15 protein-coding genes are annotated in these 20575 nt (G+C 73.0%); 10 read left to right on the top strand and 5 right to left on the bottom strand.

Features of this window, described 5'->3' with window-relative positions; translation table 11 throughout:
* Positions 1-41 precede the first annotated feature (41 nt).
* On the bottom strand, positions 42-1337 hold the full coding sequence (locus tag ACFCY7_RS33870; protein ID WP_376489905.1) for a DUF1015 domain-containing protein: 1296 nt from the start codon (positions 1335-1337) through the stop codon (positions 42-44).
* Positions 1338-1419: 82 nt separating this feature from the next.
* On the opposite strand from ACFCY7_RS33870, the gene ACFCY7_RS33865 reads away from it, so the two are divergent.
* Together ACFCY7_RS33865 and ACFCY7_RS33860 are read left to right on the top strand one after the other, a co-directional pair.
* Positions 1420-2505, top strand: a complete 1086-nt coding sequence (locus ACFCY7_RS33865; RefSeq protein WP_376489904.1) for an HAD hydrolase-like protein — start codon at positions 1420-1422, stop codon at positions 2503-2505.
* Positions 2506-2653: 148 nt separating this feature from the next.
* Positions 2654-3520, top strand: coding sequence for an ABC transporter ATP-binding protein (locus tag ACFCY7_RS33860; RefSeq protein WP_376489903.1), 867 nt, complete (start codon positions 2654-2656; stop codon positions 3518-3520).
* 86 nt (positions 3521-3606) lie between these two features.
* Here the strand turns inward: ACFCY7_RS33860 and ACFCY7_RS33855 are convergent, their stop codons facing one another.
* The gene (locus ACFCY7_RS33855) at positions 3607-3954 is read right to left on the bottom strand and encodes an SCP2 sterol-binding domain-containing protein (protein WP_376489902.1); all 348 of its coding nucleotides are present in this window, start codon (positions 3952-3954) and stop codon (positions 3607-3609) included.
* A 42-nt stretch (positions 3955-3996) separates the two neighbouring features.
* Here ACFCY7_RS33855 and ACFCY7_RS33850 point away from each other — a divergent pair, with 42 nt between their 5' ends.
* The 5 genes from ACFCY7_RS33850 (at position 3997) to ACFCY7_RS33830 (ending at position 9194) form a co-directional block, all read left to right on the top strand.
* On the top strand, positions 3997-4257 hold the full coding sequence (locus tag ACFCY7_RS33850; protein ID WP_376489901.1) for a hypothetical protein: 261 nt from the start codon (positions 3997-3999) through the stop codon (positions 4255-4257).
* Between the two features lie 7 nt (positions 4258-4264).
* Positions 4265-5080 carry a TlyA family RNA methyltransferase gene (locus ACFCY7_RS33845; protein ID WP_017241530.1) on the top strand — a complete coding sequence of 272 codons (816 nt, stop codon included), beginning with the start codon at positions 4265-4267 and terminating at the stop codon, positions 5078-5080.
* Entirely contained in the window at positions 5077-6000 is a 924-nt protein-coding gene (locus tag ACFCY7_RS33840) for an NAD kinase (protein ID WP_376489900.1), read from the top strand. Before ACFCY7_RS33845 ends, ACFCY7_RS33840 begins: the two co-directional genes overlap by 4 nt.
* Before the next feature lie 87 nt (positions 6001-6087).
* Positions 6088-7839 carry a DNA repair protein RecN gene (gene recN / locus ACFCY7_RS33835; RefSeq protein ID WP_376489899.1) on the top strand — a complete coding sequence of 584 codons (1752 nt, stop codon included), beginning with the start codon at positions 6088-6090 and terminating at the stop codon, positions 7837-7839.
* Positions 7840-8114: 275 nt separating this feature from the next.
* Positions 8115-9194, top strand: coding sequence for a glycosyltransferase family 4 protein (locus tag ACFCY7_RS33830; RefSeq protein ID WP_376489898.1), 1080 nt, complete (start codon positions 8115-8117; stop codon positions 9192-9194).
* Positions 9195-9983: 789 nt separating this feature from the next.
* On the opposite strand, the gene ACFCY7_RS33825 is transcribed toward ACFCY7_RS33830, so the two are convergent.
* The gene (locus tag ACFCY7_RS33825) at positions 9984-11612 is read right to left on the bottom strand and encodes a PucR family transcriptional regulator (RefSeq protein ID WP_376489897.1); all 1629 of its coding nucleotides are present in this window, start codon (positions 11610-11612) and stop codon (positions 9984-9986) included.
* A 161-nt stretch (positions 11613-11773) separates the two neighbouring features.
* On the opposite strand from ACFCY7_RS33825, the gene ACFCY7_RS33820 reads away from it, so the two are divergent.
* Both ACFCY7_RS33820 and ACFCY7_RS33815 read left to right on the top strand, forming a co-directional pair.
* Entirely contained in the window at positions 11774-13288 is a 1515-nt protein-coding gene (locus ACFCY7_RS33820) for an APC family permease (RefSeq protein WP_376489896.1), read from the top strand.
* Between the two features lie 47 nt (positions 13289-13335).
* Entirely contained in the window at positions 13336-14979 is a 1644-nt protein-coding gene (locus tag ACFCY7_RS33815) for a flavin monoamine oxidase family protein (RefSeq protein WP_376489895.1), read from the top strand.
* On the opposite strand, the gene ACFCY7_RS33810 is transcribed toward ACFCY7_RS33815, so the two are convergent.
* Together ACFCY7_RS33810 and ACFCY7_RS33805 are read right to left on the bottom strand one after the other, a co-directional pair.
* The gene (locus tag ACFCY7_RS33810) at positions 14980-16362 is read right to left on the bottom strand and encodes an FAD-binding oxidoreductase (RefSeq protein ID WP_376489894.1); all 1383 of its coding nucleotides are present in this window, start codon (positions 16360-16362) and stop codon (positions 14980-14982) included. It lies immediately after the preceding gene.
* Between the two features lie 151 nt (positions 16363-16513).
* Positions 16514-18316: a glycoside hydrolase family 15 protein gene (locus ACFCY7_RS33805; RefSeq protein ID WP_376489893.1), complete on the bottom strand. Its 1803-nt coding sequence runs from the start codon at positions 18314-18316 to the stop codon at positions 16514-16516.
* Positions 18317-18855: 539 nt separating this feature from the next.
* Here ACFCY7_RS33805 and ACFCY7_RS33800 point away from each other — a divergent pair.
* Positions 18856-20514 carry a CTP synthase gene (locus ACFCY7_RS33800; protein ID WP_026058638.1) on the top strand — a complete coding sequence of 553 codons (1659 nt, stop codon included), beginning with the start codon at positions 18856-18858 and terminating at the stop codon, positions 20512-20514.
* The last annotated feature ends 61 nt before the right edge of the window (positions 20515-20575 follow it).

Genomic DNA, 20575 nt, shown 5'->3' with positions numbered 1-20575 from the left:
CCCCGAGGGGGTGCCGCCCTTCTGCGTTTCCGGGGCCGGGGTCAGTCCAGGGCGAGGCTTCGCAGGACCAGGCCGGTGGCGGGCTTGGGGCCGAAGGAGGTCGATTTGCGGGGCATGGTGACGCCCTGGCGGGCGAGGTCGCGGACGACGTCCTCGCGTACCGGGTGCATGAGGACGGCCGTGCCGCCGCGGCGTTCGGCCTGGGCGACGGCGGCCTCGGTGTCGTGGATGTAGGCGATGTCCTCGGGGGTGTCCGGGATGTGCCAGACGTTCTCCAGGAGGGTGGAGTGGAGGACGGTCGCGTCGAGGGTGCGCCAGGCCGGGGGGCGGTCGGTGCGGACGGTGCGTTCGAGGAGCGCGGGGTCGGGGCGGTCGACGAGGTGGAAGGCGCCGTCGCCCGCGAGGAGGAAGGCGTTCCCGTCGGCCGTGGCGGCCTCCAGGGCCTCCAGGGCGACCGGCAGGGAGTGCTCGATGCGGCGGACCCGGAAGGAGTCGCCGAGGGCCGTGAGGGCGTCGGCGACCGGGAGGCGGTTGAGGAGGCGGTGGATGGCGCGGACCCGGAGCGGGTAGCGGGCGGTGTCGATGAGGAGGACCAGGCCGTAGTTCCAGGGGCCGGGAGCGGTGTGCTCCTCGCGCAGGCGCAGGTAGGTCGCCCAGCGGTGGTGGCCGTCGGCGATGAGGGCCTGGTGGTGTGCCAGGTCGCCGGAGACCCGGGCCAGCTCGGCGGGGTCGGTGACGGACCACAGGCGGTGGTGGAAGCCGTCCTCGGTGGTCGTGGAGAGCAGGGGTTCGCGCAGGACCGTGCGGGCGATGACCTCGTCGGCGCCGCCGCCCTCCTCGCCGACGTAGGTGAGGAGCAGCGGCTCCAGGTTGGCGGCGGTGGTCCGCATGAGGGCGGCGCGGTCCTCGACGACGTGCGGCATGACGTCCTCGTGGGGGAGGACGACGCCCGCGTCCGGGGTGGAGAGTTCGAGGGCGCCGATGATGCCGCGCTGGAGGATGCCGTCGCCGTGCTGCTCATACACGTAGAGCGCGGGTTCCGGGTCCGGGGCGAGGATGCCGTCGGCGAGCCAGCGGTCGAGGGTGACGGCGGCCTTGCGGTGGCGGGTGCCGGCGGTGATGGCCTGCGGGAGGATCAGCCGGACGATGTTGTGGGGGTCGGCCGACTCCAGATGGAGGAGCCCGTCAGGTCGTACGACGACGTCGTAGGGAGGGGACGTCACGGCGGCGAGGCTGCCGACCCGTTCGGGGACGTAACGGAGTCCGCGGAACGGGGCCAGGTGCAGCCCTGCGGTGTCGTCGCGGACGTCGGCGGCCGCGTGACCTGAGGTGTTCATCTCGTCATCGTATGTGGGCGGTGGCCATGAGCGATGATCGGGGGAGCGGGGGAATTTCACCCGGTGATGCGAGGAGTGAGCGGTGACGGTACGGATCGGCCAGGGACAGCGGGACGTCGGCGGGAGTCGTCCGGGCGGCAGTGCGGTGCCGTTGAGCGAGGCGTACGACACGGCGCTCCTGGACCTGGACGGTGTCGTGTACGCGGGCGGTGAGGCCGTGCCGCACGCCGTGGAGGCGCTCGGCGTGGCGCGGGGCGGTGGCATGCATCTGGCGTACGTCACGAACAACGCGCTGCGGACGCCGGACGAGGTCGCCGAGCACCTCACCGAGCTGGGGGTGCCGGCGGAGGCCGGGGACGTGGTGACCTCCGCGCAGGCGGTGGCCCGGCTGATCGCGGACGACGTGCCGCCGGGGTCCAGGGTGCTCGTCATCGGCGGGGAGGGGCTACGGGTGGCGCTGCGCGAGCGGGGTCTGGTGCCGGTGGAGTCCGCGGACGACGAGCCGGTGGCGGTCGTGCAGGGGTACGGCGGGCCGGGGATGCCGTGGGCGCGGTTCGCGGAGGCGGCGTACGCGGTGGGGCGCGGGGTGCCGTGGTACGCGTCCAACACGGACCTGACGATTCCCGGTGCGCGGGGCATCGGTCCCGGGAACGGGGCCGCGGTGGAGGTCGTGCGGATCGCGACGGGCGGGCGCGCGGAGCCGAAGGTCGCGGGGAAGCCGCTGCCGCCGATGCACCGGGAGACGGTGCTGCGGACGGGGGCGAAGCGGCCGCTGGTGGTCGGGGACCGGCTGGACACGGACATCGAGGGGGCGTTCAACGGCGGTGTGGACTCGCTGCTCGTGCTGACCGGGGTGACGGACGTGGCGCAGCTGCTGGCCGCGGTGCCGGAGCACCGGCCGACCTATGTGGCGGCCGACCTCCGGGGGCTCCTGGTGGGGCAGCCCGAGGTGGTCGAGGACGCGGACGGCGGGTTCCTGTGCGGGGGGTGGCGCGCGGCGGTGAGCGGCGGTGAGCTGGTCCTGGAGGGCGCTGAGGCCGGGGCCGCCGAGGGGGCGGACGTGATGGACGCGGTACGGGCGCTGTGCGGGGCCGCGTGGTCGGCGGCGGACGTGCCGGGGGCGGGTGTGCCGGACGCGGGGAAGGTGCTGGCGCGGCTGGGGGTGTGAGGCGCCCCGAGCAGGCTGCCCGAGTCTGAGTCTGAGTCGGCTTCCCCGGTGGGTTGCCGGGCGGGCTGACCGGGTGCGGCCGATGGCCTGGAAAGTTGGGTAGGCTAACCTAACTCTTTCTGGGTTGGCGGACATCGGGAGCACGGGCATGGACGGTCGGCAGGGGCAGCGGCTGAGCGCGGAATCGGTGACCCTCGCGTACGAGCAGCGGGTCATCGCCCGCGACCTGTCCGTCGAGATCCCCGACAACTCCTTCACCGTCATCGTCGGGCCGAACGCCTGCGGCAAGTCCACCCTGCTGCGCGCCCTTTCCCGGATGCTGAAGCCCAGCACGGGGCGGGTCCTGCTCGACGGGCAGTCCATCCAGACGATGCCCGCCAAGAAGGTGGCCAAGACGCTGGGCCTGCTGCCGCAGTCGTCCGTGGCCCCCGACGGCATCACCGTCGCCGACCTGGTGGCCCGCGGCCGCTACCCGCACCAGGGGCTGCTGCGCCAGTGGTCCCCGGAGGACGAGCGGATCACCCGGGAGTCGATGGAGGCGACCGGGGTCGCCGAGCTCGCCGAGCGGTACGTCGACGAGCTGTCCGGCGGGCAGCGCCAGCGCGTCTGGATCGCCATGGCGCTCGCCCAGCAGACCCCGCTGCTGCTGCTCGACGAGCCGACGACGTACCTCGACATCCAGCACCAGATCGACGTCCTCGACCTCTGCGCCGAACTGCACGAGACGCAGGGCCGGACGCTCGTCGCCGTCCTGCACGACCTCAACCACGCGGCCCGGTACGCGACCCACCTCATCGCCGTCCGCGGCGGCGAGATCGTCGCCGAGGGCCCGCCGTCCGAGATCGTCACCGCCGAGCTGGTCGAGAGGGTCTTCGGGCTGCGCTGCCAGGTCATCGACGACCCCGAGACGGGGACGCCGCTGGTCGTGCCGGCCGGGCGCACGGCGCGCGCACGGCGGACCGTGGTCCCGCAGGCACAGGAGCCCGACGCGCAGGAGCCCGCGCTGCAGAAGTGAGCGGAGCCGGGTCGGGCCCGGCGGAGCCGGATCGGACCTACGGGAGCGAGCGGAGTCGGGTCAGGCCTGGCGGAGTCGGATCGGAGCTACAGGAGCGAGCGGAGCTTGATCAGGTCGCGGAAGCCCGCTTCGAGCCTGACCCGGCCGGAGGCCCAGGCCTTCGCGAAGTTCAGTTCGCCGCCCACCATCGCCACCAGGTCATCGCCGGACATCGCGAGCCGGATCTGCGCCTTGACCGGCGGCGGGCCGGGGACCGTGTCCTGGACCTCGATCCGGCCGTCCGCGAGACGGCCCGTGAAGGTCGTGTCGAGGTCCGTGATGTGGCAGCTCAGGGTGCGGTCGAGCGCGGCCGCACCCCGCACGCCGCCGTCCGCCCGCGCGAGGTTGTCCGAAAGTCTGTCCAGTGCGCTGCGGCACTCCGTGATCGTCGCCATCGCCGTCGACGGTACCCCAGGGCTTCGCGATAGCGTCGGGGCATGAGCGACGAGATGCCGGACCCCGCCGACCGGGCCGCCGAGGAGCCGTACGCGCCCGCCGCGCCCGCGCCGCTCGGCGTGGACCGGGCGCTCACCGGGCACGCCCCCGTCGACGCGCACCTGGCGCGTCTCGCCGACGCGGACCACCTCCCGGCGGACGGACACCTGGAGGTGTACGAGGATGTACACCGTGGACTGCGCGACGAGCTGACCTCGCTCGACGCGCACCCCGCCCCCCGTCCGTACGACAACAGGAGCTGAACCGAACGTGGCAGGAGTGGCACGCCGCCGTCTCGACGCCGAGCTGGTCCGGCGCAAGCTCGCGCGCTCGCGCGAGCACGCCAGCCAGCTGATCGCCGCGGGCCGGGTGACCGTCGGCAAGACCGTCGCCACCAAGCCCGCCACCCAGGTGGAGACCGCCGCGGCCATCGTCGTCGTCCAGGACGACTCCGATCCCGACTACGTCTCGCGCGGCGGCCACAAGCTCGCCGGCGCCTTCGCGGCCTTCGTGCCGCAGGGGCTGCGGATCGAGGGCCGGCGGGCGCTGGACGCGGGAGCCTCCACCGGCGGCTTCACCGACGTCCTGCTGCGCGCGGGCGCCGCCCACGTCGTTGCCGTCGACGTCGGCTACGGACAGCTCGCCTGGTCGCTGCAGAGCGACGAGCGCGTCACCGTGAAGGACCGCACGAACGTACGCGAGTTGACACTCGACGCGATCGACGGCGTCCCGGTCGACCTCGTCGTCGGCGACCTGTCGTTCATCCCGCTCGGCCTCGTCCTGCCCGCCCTGGCGGCGTGCACGGCCCCCGACGCCGACCTCGTCCTCATGGTGAAACCGCAGTTCGAGGTGGGCAAGGAGCGGCTCGGCACGGGCGGAGTCGTCCGGAGCACCGAACTCCGCGCCGACGCGGTGAAGAACGTGGCCCGGCGGGCCGCCGAACTCGGACTCGGCGTCCTCGGCGTCACGGCAAGCCCGCTGCCCGGCCCCTCCGGCAACGTCGAGTACTTTCTGTGGCTGCGGGCGGGCGCGCCCGCGCTGGATCCGGCGGATGTCGACCGCGCCGTGGCGGAAGGACCTCGTTGAGCTCAACGGCAGCACCACCAGAGGCAACAACCCGTACCGTCTTCCTGCTCGCGCACACCGGCCGCCCGGCCGCCGTGCGCAGCGCCGAACTGGTCGTCCTGGGCCTGCTGCGCTGCGGCATCGGCGTCCGGGTCCTGGAGGCCGAGGCCTCGGACCTGCCCCTGCCGCCCTCCGTCGAGAGGGTGCCGGAGGCCTGCTCCGACGCCCTCGACGGCTGTGAACTCCTCGTCGTCCTCGGCGGGGACGGCACGCTGCTGCGCGGCGCCGAGTTCTCCCGCGCCTCCGGGGTGCCGATGCTCGGCGTCAACCTGGGGCGCGTCGGCTTCCTCGCGGAGGCCGAGCGCGACGACCTCGACAAGGTCGTCGACCGTGTCGTGACCAAGGCGTACGAGGTCGAGGAGCGGATGACCCTCGACGTCGTCGTGTACGAGAACGGCGACGTCCTGCACCGCGACTGGGCGCTCAACGAAGCGGCCGTGCAGAAGGTGTCCCCGGAGCGGATGCTGGAGGTCGTCCTCGCGATCGACGGCCGCCCGGTGACCGGCTTCGGCTGCGACGGGGTGATCTGCGCGACACCCACGGGATCCACCGCGTACGCCTTCTCGGCGGGCGGACCCGTCGTCTGGCCCGAGGTCGAGGCACTGCTCATGGTCCCGATCGGGGCCCACGCGCTCTTCGCCAAGCCGCTGATCACCACCCCGCAGTCGGTGCTCGCGGTCGAGGTCGAGCCGCACACCCCCCACGGGGTGCTGTGGTGCGACGGGCGGCGGACCGTGGAACTTCCCGCGGGCGCCCGCGTCGAGGTGCGGCGGGGCGCCGTGCCCGTCCGGCTGGCCCGGCTGCACCACGCCTCCTTCACGGACCGCCTGGTCGCCAAGTTCGCCCTGCCGGTGTCGGGGTGGCGGGGCGCCCCGCACTGACGCGCCGGCCCCCCCGGGCCACGAACGATCGGCGCGCCGGAGGGTTACGCGCGGGGGCGATGTCGCATCGGACCCGGGAAACCTCGTATGGTCTGGGGCGTGCTGGAGGAGATGCGGATACGGTCGCTCGGGGTCATCGACGACGCGGTGGTCGAGCTGTCGCCCGGCTTCACCGCGGTGACCGGTGAGACCGGTGCGGGCAAGACCATGGTCGTGACCAGCCTCGGGCTGCTGCTCGGCGGCCGGGCGGACCCGGCCCTGGTGCGGATCGGCGCGGCGTCGGCCGTCGTCGAGGGACGGATCAGCGTGCCCGCGGGCGCGCCCGCCGCCGTACGCGCCGAAGAGGCCGGGGCCGAGTTCGACGAGGGCGTGCTGCTCGTCAGCCGTACCGTCTCGGCCGAGGGACGCTCACGCGCCCACCTCGGCGGGCGCTCCGTGCCCGTCGGGCTGCTCGCCGAACTCGCCGACGAACTCGTCGCCGTCCACGGTCAGACCGACCAGCAGGGCCTGCTCAAGCCGGCCCGGCAGCGCGGTGCGCTCGACCGGTACGCGGGCGAGGCCGTCTCCGTGCCGCTCGGCGCCTACGGGGACGCGTACAAGCGGCTGAGGGCCGTCACCGGCGAGCTGGAGGAGATCACCACCCGGGCCAGGGAACGCGCCCAGGAGGCCGATCTGCTGCGCTTCGGGCTCGGCGAGATCGAGGCCGTCGCCCCGCTGCCCGGAGAGGACGTCGAACTCGCCGCCGAGGCCGAGCGGCTCGGGCACGCCGAGGCCCTGGCCTCCGCCGCGGCCCTCGCGCACGGCGCGCTGGCCGGCAACCCCGAGGACCCCGAGTCCGTCGACGCGACCACCCTGGTCGCGGGCGCGGGCCGGGCCCTGGAAACCGTACGGTCGCACGACCCGGCGCTCGCCGCGCTCGCCGACCGGATGGGGGAGATCTCCATCCTCCTCGGCGACGTGGCCACCGAACTCGCCGGATACGCCGACGACCTGGACGCCGACCCGCTGCGGCTCGCCGCCGTCGAAGAGCGGCGCGCGGCCCTCACGCAGCTCATCCGGAAGTACGGCAGGGACGGCGAGGGCACGACCGCCGTGCTGGCCTGGGCGGAGGAGAGCGCGGGCAGGCTCGGAGAGCTCGACGGCGACGACGACCGCATCGAGGAGCTGACCGCCGAGCGGGACCTGCTGCGGGACGACCTGTCCGTCCTCGCCCAGCGGCTCACCGACGCCCGCACGGAGGCCGCCGACCGGTTCGCCGCCGCCGTCACCGCCGAACTCGCCTCGCTCGCCATGCCGCACGCGCGCGTGTCGTTCGCCCTCAGCCAGACCGAGGACCCCGAGGGCGTCGAGGTCGGCGGCCGCCGCGTCGCCTACGGCCCGTCCGGCGCCGACGAGGTCGAGCTGCTGCTCGCTCCGCACCCCGGCGCTCCGCCGCGCCCGATCGCCAAGGGCGCGTCCGGTGGCGAGCTGTCCCGCGTGATGCTCGCCGTCGAGGTCGTCTTCGCCGGGGTCGACCCGGTGCCCACGTACCTCTTCGACGAGGTCGACGCGGGCGTCGGCGGCAAGGCGGCCGTCGAGATCGGCCGCCGGCTCGCCAAGCTGGCCAGGACCGCGCAGGTCGTGGTCGTCACCCACCTCCCCCAGGTCGCGGCCTTCGCCGACCGGCAGTTGCTCGTCGAGAAGACCAACGACGGCTCCGTCACCCGGTCCGGCGTCACCGTCCTCGAAGGCGAGGAGCGGGTGCGCGAGCTGTCCCGGATGCTCGCCGGCCAGGAGGACTCCGAGACGGCCAGGGCGCACGCCGAGGAACTCCTGGCGGCCGCCAGGGCGGACGCGTGACCCGCGCGGGCTGATCCGGCGCGGGTTGGTGCGGTGTGCGTTGGTCCGGCGACGCGGGTTGGTGCGGCGTGCGTGGGCCGCGACGTGGGTTGGTCCGGTGTGCGTGGGCCGCGACGCGGGTTGGTCCGGCGTGCGTGGGTCGGCGTGCGCTCACCCGTGTGGGTGAACCCGCCGGATGGGTGCGTACGCCGGACGCGTTCCGCACAAGGGAACGACGCCACTTCGGTGCCGGAACGTGCGTACGGTCAGGGGCGGGTACTGGCATCCTTGGGCGCGTGACACAGCTCCGTACGGTTCAAGTGCTGGGCGGCGGCAGCGCGGGCAGCAGCGCTCACGTCCGATCACTTGCCTCGGGGCTGGTGGCGAGGGGCGTGCGAGTGACCGTGTGCGCCCCGGCCGAACTCGACCGCGCCTACGACTACCTCGGCGCCGGCGCGCACTTCGTGCCGCTGCCCCGGCTCGGCGACCCCGCGGGCGTCAGCGCGCTCCGCAACGCCGCCATCGGCGCCGACGTCGTCCACGCCCACGGGCTGCAGGCGTCCCTGCGGGCCGCACTCGCGCTCACCGGCGACGGCCGGGCCCCCCTCGTGACCACCTGGCACAGTCGAAGCCACCTCGACGGCGCACAAGGCGGGCTCCAGCGGCTCCTGGAACGCAGGACCGTCCGCGCCGCCACCGTCGTCCTCGGCACCTCGTCCGAACTCGTCGACCGGGCCCGGCGGCGCGGGGCCAGGGACGCCCGGCTCGCGCCCGTCACCGTGCCCGCCGCACGCGGGCCCGTCTGCCTCCACGACGGCAAGGCCCGCGCCGAACTCGGCGCCGTCGACCGGCCGTTGATCATGGCAGTCGGCGCGCTCGAACGAGGCCGCGGCTACCGGACACTGCTCGACGCGGCACGCGAATGGCGTGACCTCGACCCGCAGCCGCTGCTCGTCATCGCCGGAGAAGGACGCGAACGAGGCTTCCTCCAGCGGCGGATCACCGACGAGGGCCTCCCGGTGCGGCTCATCGGACGCCGCGAGGACGTCGCCGAGCTGCTCGCCGCGGCGGACGTCGCCGTCCTCCCCTCCCGCTGGGAAGCCCGCTCCCTGCTCGCCCAGGAAGCCCTCCGGCTCGGCGTGCCGCTCGTCGCCACGGCCGTCGGAGGCGTGCCCGAACTCGTCGGCGACGCGGCGGAGCTCGTGCCGTACGGCGACGCGGGCGGGCTCGCCGGGGCGGTGCGGGGGCTGCTGGAGGACGTCGAGCGGCGGATGGATCTCGGGGCGGCGGGGAGGGTGCAGGCGGGGACGTGGCCCACGGAGGACGAGACGGTGGCGCATGTCCTGAGCGTGTACGACGAGTTGGCGGGGCGGTAGGGGGCGGTTCCCTGCGGGGCCTGGCGTCGATTGGGCGTTGAGCGTTGCGTGTTGCGCCCTGGGCTTGGGGCCTGGGGCCCGGACGTCTTGCGGTGGCTTTGCCTCTGGCCCTGTGTCGCGTGCGGCCGCGCCTGTGCCCGTGCCCGTGCCTCGTGCGGGCTGTGCCCGCCGTCGTCGCCCACCGCCATTGGGCTCGCGATGTCTTCGCGCCCGTTTGCTGTGTGAGCCCGCGCCTTGTGCGGGCCGCGCCCACCGCCGCCCGTCGCCCCCCGCCCCGTGTGGGCAATCGTCCCTCCCCCAGACTTCGTCCGGGGGGACCCCCAGGGCGGGACGGGTGGGCACACGGGACGGCGCCCTCGGCGGCGCGTCCGCCCCCTGTGCCTTGACCCGCACCCATACGGCGACGCGCACCCGGTGCGGGTCCAGGCGCGGATGCCTAGGCCCGGCAGGGGGCGCCGTCCGTTGTGCCCACCCGTTCCGCCCCAGCGGAACGATTGCCCACAACGCGCGAGGCGCGGGCGCGAGGGTGGGCCCGCCCCAGCGGAACGATTGCCCACAACGGGGTGGGCCGGGCCCGGTCGGGCTGGGCGGGTGGGCGCCGTCCGTTGTGTCGCAACGGGGCGGGCCGGGGCGGGCCGTCCGTTGTGCCGCACGGGGGTGGGCCGGGTCCGGCCGGGCTGGGCGGGGGTGTGCCGTCCGTTGTGGCCGTGATGGGGGTGGGCGGGGCGTGTCGTTCGTTGTGTTCACGACGGGGGCCTGGCCCGGCGAGTGAGGGTCCGCGAGGGGGGCTTATGGGGTGTGGCGGCGGGCTCGGAGGGCTAGGGAGAGGGCTAGGACGGTTTGGGGGTCGTCGAGGTCGGTGCCGAGGAGTTCGGAGATGCGGGCGAGGCGGTTGTAGAGGGTCTGGCGGTTGAGGTGGAGCTCGCGGGCGGTCTCGGCCTTGCGGCCCGCGTGGGCGAGGTAGGTCTCGAGGGTGGGGAGGAGCGGGGGGCGGGAGGTGCGGTCGTGGTCGCGGAGGGGGCCGATGGCGCGGTCGACGAAGGCGGGGAGGACGGTGTCGCCGTGGTAGTGGAGGCGCCAGAGGAGCAGGTCGATGTCGAGGCGCCGGGCGTCGTACCAGGGGAGGTCGGAGAGGCCCTGGGCGGCCGTCGCGGTCTCGGCCGCGTGCCGTAGGCCCGCCGAGGCCGCCGCCCAGCCGCCGGCGACGCCGACGACGACGATCGGCGGGTGCACGCCGGCGCGTTCGAGGCCGGCCCGTTCCACGCCGGCGCGCAGGGCCGCGGCCACCCGGTCGGCGACCGCCGTGCGCTCGGATTCGGAGCGCAGGCCGAGGAGCAGCGGGACCCGGCCCTCCACCGGGCGGACGCCGAGGAGGACGGGGACGCCGACCGAGGACAGCTCTTCGAGGACGGCCCGGGCCAGCAGGGCCCAGTTGCCGGAGGGGGAGAGTTCCGAGGCCAGGCGCATGACGACCGGCAGGAGCGGGCCGTCGCCCGGTTTGAAGCCGAGGACGCGGGCCTGGGCGGGGGCGGCCTCGGCCGTGATGCGGCCCTCCGCGAGGTCCGTCAGGAAGTCGCCGCGGCCGCGGGCGGCCAGCTCCTCCTCCTGGCGGGCCTGCATGAGGACGACGGCGAGGAGCCCGGCGGCCCGCTCGGCGGCCATCCGGTGGACGGGGGAGAGGGCGCCGGAGACCGCCAGGAGGACGAGGCGGGCCCGTACCGACGACGTACCGGGGCCGCCGCCGGGCACGTCGACGAGGACGGTGCCGGTGGGCGGGCCGGATTCGCGGGCGGCCCGCTGGCCGCGCAGCCCGTCCCAGACCTGGAGCGGGTCGGCGGGTGCGGAGTCGGCGCCCGCCGCGTACAGGAGCTGGCCGTCGGCGGTCTCCAGGAAGACGGGGTTGGCGGCGAAGTCGGAGAGGATGCGGAGGACCTGGGGGACGCCGCCGCCGCCGAGGAGGGCCTCGGTGCACTGCCGGTGGACCTCTTCGGCCTGGCGCAGGAGCGCGTAGTGGCCGTTGACGATCTCGGTGTGGATCTCCTCCGTGACGGCGACGAAGGGGACCTCGCGGTGGAGCTGGACGAGGGGCAGGCCGGCCGTCCGGGCGGTCTCCACTATCGTCGCGGGGAGGCGGGCGAAGCGCGGGCCCAGTTCCACGACGAGCGCCGCGATGCCGCGGTCGGCGAGGCGGCGGACGAAGGCGCGCTGTTCGGCCGGGCGGGTGCCGAGGCCGAGTCCCGTCGTGAGCAGGAGCTCGCCGCCCTTGAGCAGTGAGGCGATGTTCGGCACCTCGCCGGCGTGCACCCAGCGCACGGTGCGGTGCAGCCGGTCGGCGCCGGCGACGACCTCCGGGAGCCCGCCGCGGAGGCCCGGAAGTTCGAGTGCCCGCTGCACGGTGATCCCGCCCTGATTGTCCATGGGCCCGGACGCTACCCGCGTCCGTGTTTCGGCGACATCACCCCACGGTCACGGGACCGGACAGTTCGTACAACGGGGCGACAACTCGTCGTGTCGTGGCGGGAATTGTGCGACCGCATGTCGATTGTGGCCTGTGTCACACGCGAGGATGCTCTCGCGCCATGGCAGAGAACCCCACCCCAGAGGTCCACCGGCTGAAGGCGAACTCGGTCGGTCTCGTCGGCGTCGTCTTCATGGCCGTGGCCACGGCGGCCCCGATCACCGCGATGACCGGAAACCTTCCCATCGCCGTCGGTTTCGGCAACGGCACCGGAGCACCCGCCGGCTATCTCTTCGCGACGCTGGTCCTGACCGTCTTCTCGGTCGGCTACGTCGCCATGGCCAAGCGGATCACGGCCGCCGGCGCCTTCTACGGCTACATCTCGCACGGCCTCGGCCGGATCGCCGGCATGGCGTCCGGCATGCTCGCGGTCCTCGCGTACGTCGTCTTCGAGGCCTCGATCGTCGGCGTCTTCGCGTACTTCGCCAAGACGACCGTCGCGGACCAGCTCGGCGTCGACCTTCCGTGGATCCTGTACGCGGCGGTCATGCTGGCGGTCACCGCCGTCCTCTCGTACTTCGACATCAACCTGACGGCCAAGGCGCTCGGCGTGATGCTCGTGGCCGAGATAGCGGTCCTCTTCGCGGTCGCCACCGCCGTCCTGATCGCCGGCGGCGGCCCCGACGGCATCCCGGTCGAGCCGGTCGACCCGAGGAACGCCTTCACCGGCACCTCCGCCGGCCTCGGCCTCTTCTTCGCCTTCTGGTCCTGGGTCGGCTTCGAGTCGACCGCGATGTACGGGGAGGAGTCCCGCGACCCCAAGCGGGTCATCCCGCGCGCCACCCTGATCTCCGTGATCGGCGTCGGCCTCTTCTACATCTACGTGTCGTGGATGACGATCGCCGGCAACGGACTGGCGGAGTCCGTGAAGCTGTCCGCCTCCTCGTCGCCGCTCGACCTGTTCTTCGCGCCCACCCAGAGCTTCATCGGCGCCTGGGCCGTCGACGCCTTCCAGTGGCTGCTGCTCACCGGCTCCTTCGCCTGCGGGATGGCGTTCCACCAGTGCGCCTCGCGCTACCTCTACGCCATCGGCCGCGAGGGCTTCCTCCACCCGGCGCTGGGCCGCACCCACGCCCGGCACGGGTCGCCGTACATCGCGTCGTACGTGCAGAGCGCGATCGCCGTGGCCCTCGTCGCCGCCTTCTGGCTGACCGGCCAGGACCCGTACATCCACCTGTACACCCTGCTCGCCATCCTCGGGACCATGGCGATCCTCATCGTCCAGACCCTCTGCTCCTTCGCCGTCATCGGCTACTTCCGCAGGAACCACCCCGAGGACCGGCACTGGTTCAAGACCCTCACGGCCCCGCTGCTCGGCGGTGTCGGCATGATCGCCGTCGTCGTGCTGCTGATCATGAACATGGAGACCGCGGCCGGGCTCGCCGCCGACTCCCTCTTCTTCAAGGCGATCCCCTGGATCGTCGGCGCGGTCTTCTTCGGCGGTCTCGGCCTCGGCTTCTACCTCAAGGCCAAGCGGCCCGAGCGGTACGAGATCATCGGCCGGATCGTCCTGGAGGACGCCGCCGAGCGCCCCGCCGAAGAGGCCCCCGCGCCCGCCCCCGCGACCCGGAGCTGAGTCCGCCTCCCTTCCGGGTTCCCTCCCCCCTTCTCCAGGAGCGCCCCATGGCACGCACCAACCCGATGCACCTCCTGAAGCACCTCGCCGCCGAACACGCCGACGCCCGAAGGCTCGGCCTGCCCGTCGGCGAACTCCGCGGCATGAGAGCCGACGCCGTCGGACGGCGGTCCCTGCTCAAGTACGCGGCCGCCGCCGGGATCGCGGTCGGCACGGGCACGGCGACCACCGCCGTTCCCGCCGCGGCCGCCACCACGACCCCGCCGCTGAACAGCACCGCCCGGATCGCCGTCGTCGGCGCCGGGATCTCCGGCCTCACCGCCGCCCTCACCCTCCAGGACGCCGGCCTGAGGCCGGTGCTCTACGAGGCGAACACGTCCAGGGTCGGCGGCCGCATGTGGACCCAGCGGGACCACTGGGCGTACGGACAGACCTCCGAGATCGGCGGCGAGCTGATCGACACCAGCCACAAGAAGATCCTCGAACTCTGTCGCCGCTTCGACCTCGCCACCGAGGACTTCCTGGGCGGCGGACCCAACGGAGCCGAGGAGGTCCTCTGGTTCGGCGGCGCCTACTACCCGCGCGCCCAGGCCGACGAGGACTTCAACGCCGTCTACCAGGCGCTGCGCCGGGACCTCTCCGAGGCGGGGGAGGTCACCTGGAACCGGACCACCCCCACCGGCACCGCCCTCGACGACATGTCGCTGTACGAGTGGATCGAGAGCCGGGTCCCCGGCGGGCACTCCTCACGGCTCGGGAAGTTCATCGACGTCGCCTACAACGTCGAGTACGGCGCCGACACCACCGCGCAGTCGTCGCTCGCCCTCGTCCTGCTCATGGGCTACCAGACCAATCCGGGCAACTTCAACATCTGGGGCCTGTCCAACGAGCGGTACCACATCGTCGGCGGCAACGACCGCCTCCCGAACGCCGTCGCGGGAGCACTCGCCCCCGGCACCCTGCGCACGGGCTGGTCCCTGACCGCCGTACGCGCCAACGCCGACGGCACCCAGACGCTGACCTTCACCGAGGCAGGCGCCACCCGGACCGTCACCGCCGACCACACGATCCTGTGCGTCCCGCTGCCGATCCTCCAGCAACTGGACGTCTCCCAGGCCGGCTTCGACCCGCTCATGCGCAACCTGCTGCGGGACGCCAGGATGGGCCACTGCACCAAGCTCAACATGCAGTTCGGCACCCGCCCCTGGCGCGGCACCGGCCCCTGGCCCGGAGTCTCCGCGGGCGACTGCTTCACCGACTCCGAGGTCCAGCAGACCTGGGACACCACCAAGATCCAGGGCGGGACCGGCGGCATCCTCCTCCAGTACGGCGGCGGCAGCCTGGCCGAGAACCTGAACCCGGCGGGCCCGTTCTCCACCGAGTCCGACCCGTACGTACGGAACCTCGTCACCCGCTACCTGGCCGGCATCGACGCCTTCTTCCCCGGCACCTCCCGGGCGTACACCGGCCGCGCCCAGCTCTCCGCCTGGCACAAGAACCCGTACGCGCTCGGCGCCTACTCCTACTGGCCCATCGGCTACCTCCACCGGTACGCCACGTACGAGGGAACCGCGCAGGGCAACGTCCACATCGGCGGCGAGCACTGCTCGTACGACTTCCAGGGCTTCATGGAGGGCGGCGCCACCGAGGGCGAGCGGGCCGCCAAGGAGGTGATCGCCGCCCTGAGGTGATCAGCCGGCCGGCACGATGTTCTGGTTGTACCGGAACACGTTGTCGGGGTCGAACGCGGCCTTCACGGCGGCGAGCCGGCGGTAGTTCTCCTCCCCGAAGGAGGAGACGATCCGCTGCTCGCCCTCGGCGCCGACGAAGTTCAGATACGTCGACTCGAGCGCCCACGGCCGCGCGTCGGCCCGCACGTCGTGCACCCACTGCCTCGCCTGATCGTCGTACGCCGGGTCCTCCCAGGTCGCGAACGGGTGCACCGCCCACGGCGCGGTGCGCCACGGCTGCGGATACCGGGAGGCCCCGGCGGCCACGGCCCCGCCCATCAGGAACAGCACGTGCTGGGTGGCCGTCTGCGCCGGGATCCGCGCGCCCCGGTCGCAGAACACGTCCACGGCCTCGTCGGGGAACTCCCGCAGGTACTCGGCCGACCAGTAGTTCCGCAGCCCCGGCGGGTCGTCCAGCATCGACTGCAGATCCACGTACGGGATGTCCGTGACGACCTCGACCACGGGGTTCAGCGCGAACAACGGCGCCGCGAAGTCACGGAGTTCGGCGACCGGGCCGGCGTACGTGAACAGCGCCCCGCAGACCAGCTTGCCGACCAGGTCCTCCGGGACGAACGGCTCCGGGGGCGCGGGCAGGTAGATGGCGCCGCCGCCCATCTCGTCGGGCGCGCGCTCGCCCAGGTCGCGGAAGGTGCGCACCACCTCGGGCGCGTTGTCCGGCAGGAAGAACAGCATGGCCACGCTCATCCGGGGCAGCGGGTGCAGCCGCATCGTCAGCGAGGTCGCCACCCCGAAGTTGCCGCCGCCGCCGTGCAGCGCCCAGAACAGCTCGGGGTTCTCGTCCGCGTCCGCGTGGACGTGCTTGCCCTCCGCCGTGATCAGGTCGGCGGCCAGCAGGTTGTCGCTGGCGAGCCCGAACTTCCGCTCCAGCCAGCCCGAGCCGCCGCCCAGGACGAAGCCGCCCACACCGGTGGTGGACACCCGCCCGCCGGTGGTCGCCACGTGGAACGGCTGGCACGCGTGGTCCAGGTGGGCCATCGTCGCCCCGCCCTCGACCCGTACCGTCATGCCCTCCGGGTCCACGACGACGTGGTGCATCCGGCGGAGGTCGACGACCAGCGCGCCGTCGATCACGGAGGTCCCGGCGACGCTGTGCCCGCCGCCGCGCACCGCGATCGGCAGCCCGGTCGCGCGCCCGAACAGGACCGCATTGGACACGTCCGCCTGGGTGGCGCACTGGGCGATCACCGACGGGCGCCGGTCGATCATGCCGTTGTGCAGGGCACGCGCCTCGTCGTAGCCCGGATCGCCGGGGGTGACCACCTCGCCGGCCAGGTCCTCGACCAGTCCGGCCAGGGCGCTTTCGGAGACGTGGGGAGCCATGGGAGCCCCCCTTTCGTACGGGGGGACAGGACCCTCTCATCGTAGGTCCGGGCGCCGTCCCCCGCGCGGGACGCGCCAGGCCCCGTCGTCGAACGACAGGGCCTGGGTCCTGCCCGGAAAGTAGAGCCGGGCAGGACTTTCCGGACAGGGCCTAGCCGCCGTACGCCCCGCTCGCCGTCAGCCGCAGCGCGGTGTCGATCAGCGGCACGTGGCTGAAGGCCTGCGGGAAGTTGCCCACCTGGCGCTGGAGCCGCGGGTCCCACTCCTCGGCGAGCAGCCCGAGGTCGTTGCGGAGGGCCAGGAGCTTCTCGAAGAGCGTGCGGGCCTCGTCGACGCGGCCGATCATCGCCAGGTCGTCGGCCAGCCAGAACGAGCAGGCGAGGAACGCGCCCTCGTCGCCCTCCAGACCGTCGACGCCGGCCTCCTCGCCGGCCGTGGGGTAGCGCAGGACGAAGCCGTCCTCCGTGGACAGCTCGCGCTGGATCGCCTCGATCGTGCCGATCACCCGCTTGTCGTCCGGCGGCAGGAAGCCCATCTGCGGGATCAGCAGCAGGGAGGCGTCCAGCTCCCTGGAGCCGTACGACTGCGTGAACGTGTTCCGCTCCTTGTCGTAGCCCTTCTCGCAGACGTCCCGGTGGATCTCGTCGCGCAGCTCCTGCCAGCGCTCCAGCGGGCCGTCGGCGTCCCCGGACTCGATGAGCTTGATCGTGCGGTCGACCGCCACCCAGGCCATCACCTTGGAGTGGACGAAGTGCCGGCGCGGGCCGCGGACCTCCCAGATGCCCTCGTCGGGCTGGTCCCAGTGCTTCTCCAGGTAGTTGATCAGCTTGATCTGGAGGAGGGAGGCGTAGTCGTTGCGGGAGAGGCCCGTCATGTGCGCCAGGTGGAGGGCCTCGGTGACCTCGCCGTAGACGTCCAGCTGGAGCTGGTTGGCGGCGCCGTTGCCGACCCGGACCGGGCCCGAGTTCTCGTACCCCGGCAACCAGTCGAGCTCCGCCTCGCCGAGCTCCCGCTCGCCGGCGATGCCGTACATGATCTGCAGGTTCTCCGGGTCGCCCGCGACCGCCCTGAGCAGCCAGTCCCGCCACGCGCGGGCCTCCTCGCGGTAGCCGGTGCGCAGCATCGAGGAGAGGGTGATCGCCGCGTCGCGGAGCCAGGTGTAGCGGTAGTCCCAGTTCCGGACGCCGCCGATCTCCTCCGGCAGCGAGGTGGTCGGCGCGGCCACGATCCCGCCGGTCGGCGCGTACGTCAGCGCCTTCAGGGTGATCAGCGAGCGGACCACGGCCTCCCGGTAGGGGCCGTGGTACGTGCAGTGCTCGACCCACTCGCGCCAGAACTCGGCGGTCGCCTCCAGGGAGCCGTCCGGGTCCGGCAGCGCCGGCGGCTCCTTGTGGGAGGGCTGCCAGGACAGCGTGAAGGTGATCCGGTCGCCGGGGGTGACCGTGAAGTCCGAGTACGTCGTCAGGTTCTCGCCGTGGGTCTCGGCGTCCGTGTCCAGCCACACCGAGTCCGGCCCGGCGACGGCGACCGTCCGCTCCCCGACCTTGTGGACCCAGGGCACGATGCGGCCGTAGCTGAACCGCATCCGCAGCGCCGAGCGCATCCGCACCCGGCCGGAGACGCCCTCGACGATCCGGATCAGCTGCGGCGCGCCGTCGCGCGGCGGCATGAAGTCGGTCACCCGGACCGTGCCCCGCGGGGTGTCCCACTCGGACTCCAGGATCAGCGAGTCGCCGAGGTAGCGGCGCCGGTCGGCGGGGGCGGGCTCGGCGTCCGCCGGACCCGCCGGACCCACCCGCCAGAACCCGTGTTCCTCGGTGCCGAGCAGTCCGGCGAAGACCGCGTGCGAGTCGAAGCGTGGGAGGCACAGCCAGTCGACGCTGCCGTCCCGGCAGACCAGGGCTGCGGTCTGCATGTCTCCGATGAGTGCGTAATCCTCGATGCGCCCGGCCACGTGCTTCACTCCAGTCGAACGGCCATGTCCGCCCCGCGGGGCGCTTGCTCGGATCCGGCGGGTTCTCGGCCGGATCCGTGTGTGTCAGCGGTCAAGGGGTCGTCGACGAGCTCTGGGCCGGATGAAGGGGCGGGGTGGTGCCACTGGCCGGCCGGCTCGGCGGGCAATGTCCGAGCAGGATACGTCGCACCCTAGTGACCCGGTGATCACGTCGGTAACGCTGTTGCTCCGATCAGGTGAACGACCCCCGTCTCCTCCTGGGCCGGTCCGCCCGGCGCCTCTTTCCCCTGGTGGGCGGGTCGCCGCACGGCCCCGCCGTCGGCCGCCCGACCCTCCGCGTCGCCGTGCGTGAACACCCGACTGCCGCGTGTGGCCGGAAGCGGTCTCCCGATGTCGCTGATACCCTGGTACCCCGTGGACCGGTGGGAAACGGCGAAAGCCGAAGACCCCGCAACCGCAGCGACGGCACCCCCCGATTCTTCCGGAGGGGACGCCGGTACGCACCTCCAGAACGCGACCACGGGAGCCCCCTCTTGGCGATGCCGCCCAACACCACGACGACCAAGCACATCTTCGTCACCGGGGGTGTCGCCTCCTCCCTCGGCAAGGGCCTGACCGCCTCCAGCCTGGGTGCGCTCCTCAAGGCCCGCGGCCTGCGGGTCACGATGCAGAAGCTCGACCCGTACCTGAACGTCGACCCGGGCACGATGAACCCCTTCCAGCACGGCGAGGTGTTCGTCACCAACGACGGCGCCGAGACCGACCTGGACATCGGCCACTACGAGCGCTTCCTCGACGTCGACCTCGACGGCTCGGCCAACGTCACCACCGGCCAGGTCTACTCGCAGGTCATCGCCAAGGAGCGGCGCGGCGAGTACCTCGGCGACACCGTGCAGGTCATCCCGCACATCACCAACGAGATCAAGTCCCGGATCCGCCGCATGGCGACCGACGACGTCGACGTCGTCATCACCGAGGTCGGCGGCACGGTCGGCGACATCGAGTCGCTGCCGTTCCTGGAGACCGTCCGCCAGGTCCGCCACGAGGTCGGCCGCGACAACGTCTTCGTCGTGCACATCTCGCTGCTGCCCTACATCGGCCCCTCCGGCGAGCTGAAGACCAAGCCGACCCAGCACTCGGTCGCCGCCCTGCGCAACATCGGCATCCAGCCCGACGCGATCGTGCTGCGCGCCGACCGCGAGGTCCCGACCGCCATCAAGCGCAAGATCTCGCTGATGTGCGACGTCGACGAGGCCGCGGTGGTCGCCGCCATCGACGCCAAGTCGATCTACGACATCCCGAAGGTGCTGCACACCGAGGGCCTGGACGCCTACGTCGTCCGCAAGCTCGACCTGCCGTTCCGCGACGTGGACTGGTCCACCTGGGACGACCTGCTCGACCGCGTCCACAACCCCGAGCACGAGGTCACCGTCGCGCTCGTCGGCAAGTACATCGACCTGCCCGACGCGTACCTCTCCATCACCGAGGCCATGCGCGCCGGCGGCTTCGCCAACAAGGCCCGCGTCAAGGTCAAGTGGGTCACCTCCGACGACTGCAAGACCCCGGCGGGCGCGCAGAAGCAGCTCGGCGACGTCGACGCCATCCTGATCCCCGGCGGCTTCGGCGACCGCGGCGTGAACGGCAAGATCGGCGCCATCCAGTACGCCCGCGAGAACAAGGTGCCGCTGCTCGGCATCTGCCTCGGCCTGCAGTGCATCGTCATCGAGGCCGCGCGGAACCTCGCGGACATCCCGGACGCCAACTCCACCGAGTTCGACCCGGCCACCGCGCACCCCGTCGTCTCCACGATGGAGGAGCAGCTCGCGTACGTCGAGGGCGCCGGCGACCTGGGCGGAACGATGCGCCTGGGCCTTTACCCGGCGAAGCTCGCCGAGGGCTCGATCGTCCGCGAGGTCTACGACGACCAGCCGTACGTGGACGAGCGCCACCGCCACCGCTACGAGGTGAACAACTCCTACCGCGCCGAGCTGGAGAAGAAGGCCGGCCTGGTCTTCTCCGGCACCTCCCCGGACAACAAGCTCGTCGAGTACGTCGAGTACCCGCGCGAGGTCCACCCCTACCTGGTCGCCACCCAGGCGCACCCGGAGCTCCGCTCCCGCCCGACCCGCCCGCACCCGCTCTTCGCGGGCCTGGTGAAGGCCGCCGTCGAGCGCAAGACGGGCAAGCCCGCGAAGTAACCGGCGCTGTCGGCCGTCGGCGTTAACGTTGCCGGGGTACGGGTCCTCACGGACCCGTACC

It is taken from the genome of Streptomyces sp. NPDC056361 (genome assembly GCF_042262805.1).
Classification (GTDB): domain Bacteria; phylum Actinomycetota; class Actinomycetes; order Streptomycetales; family Streptomycetaceae; genus Streptomyces.
This window is presented reverse-complemented; position numbering and strand designations above follow the sequence as displayed.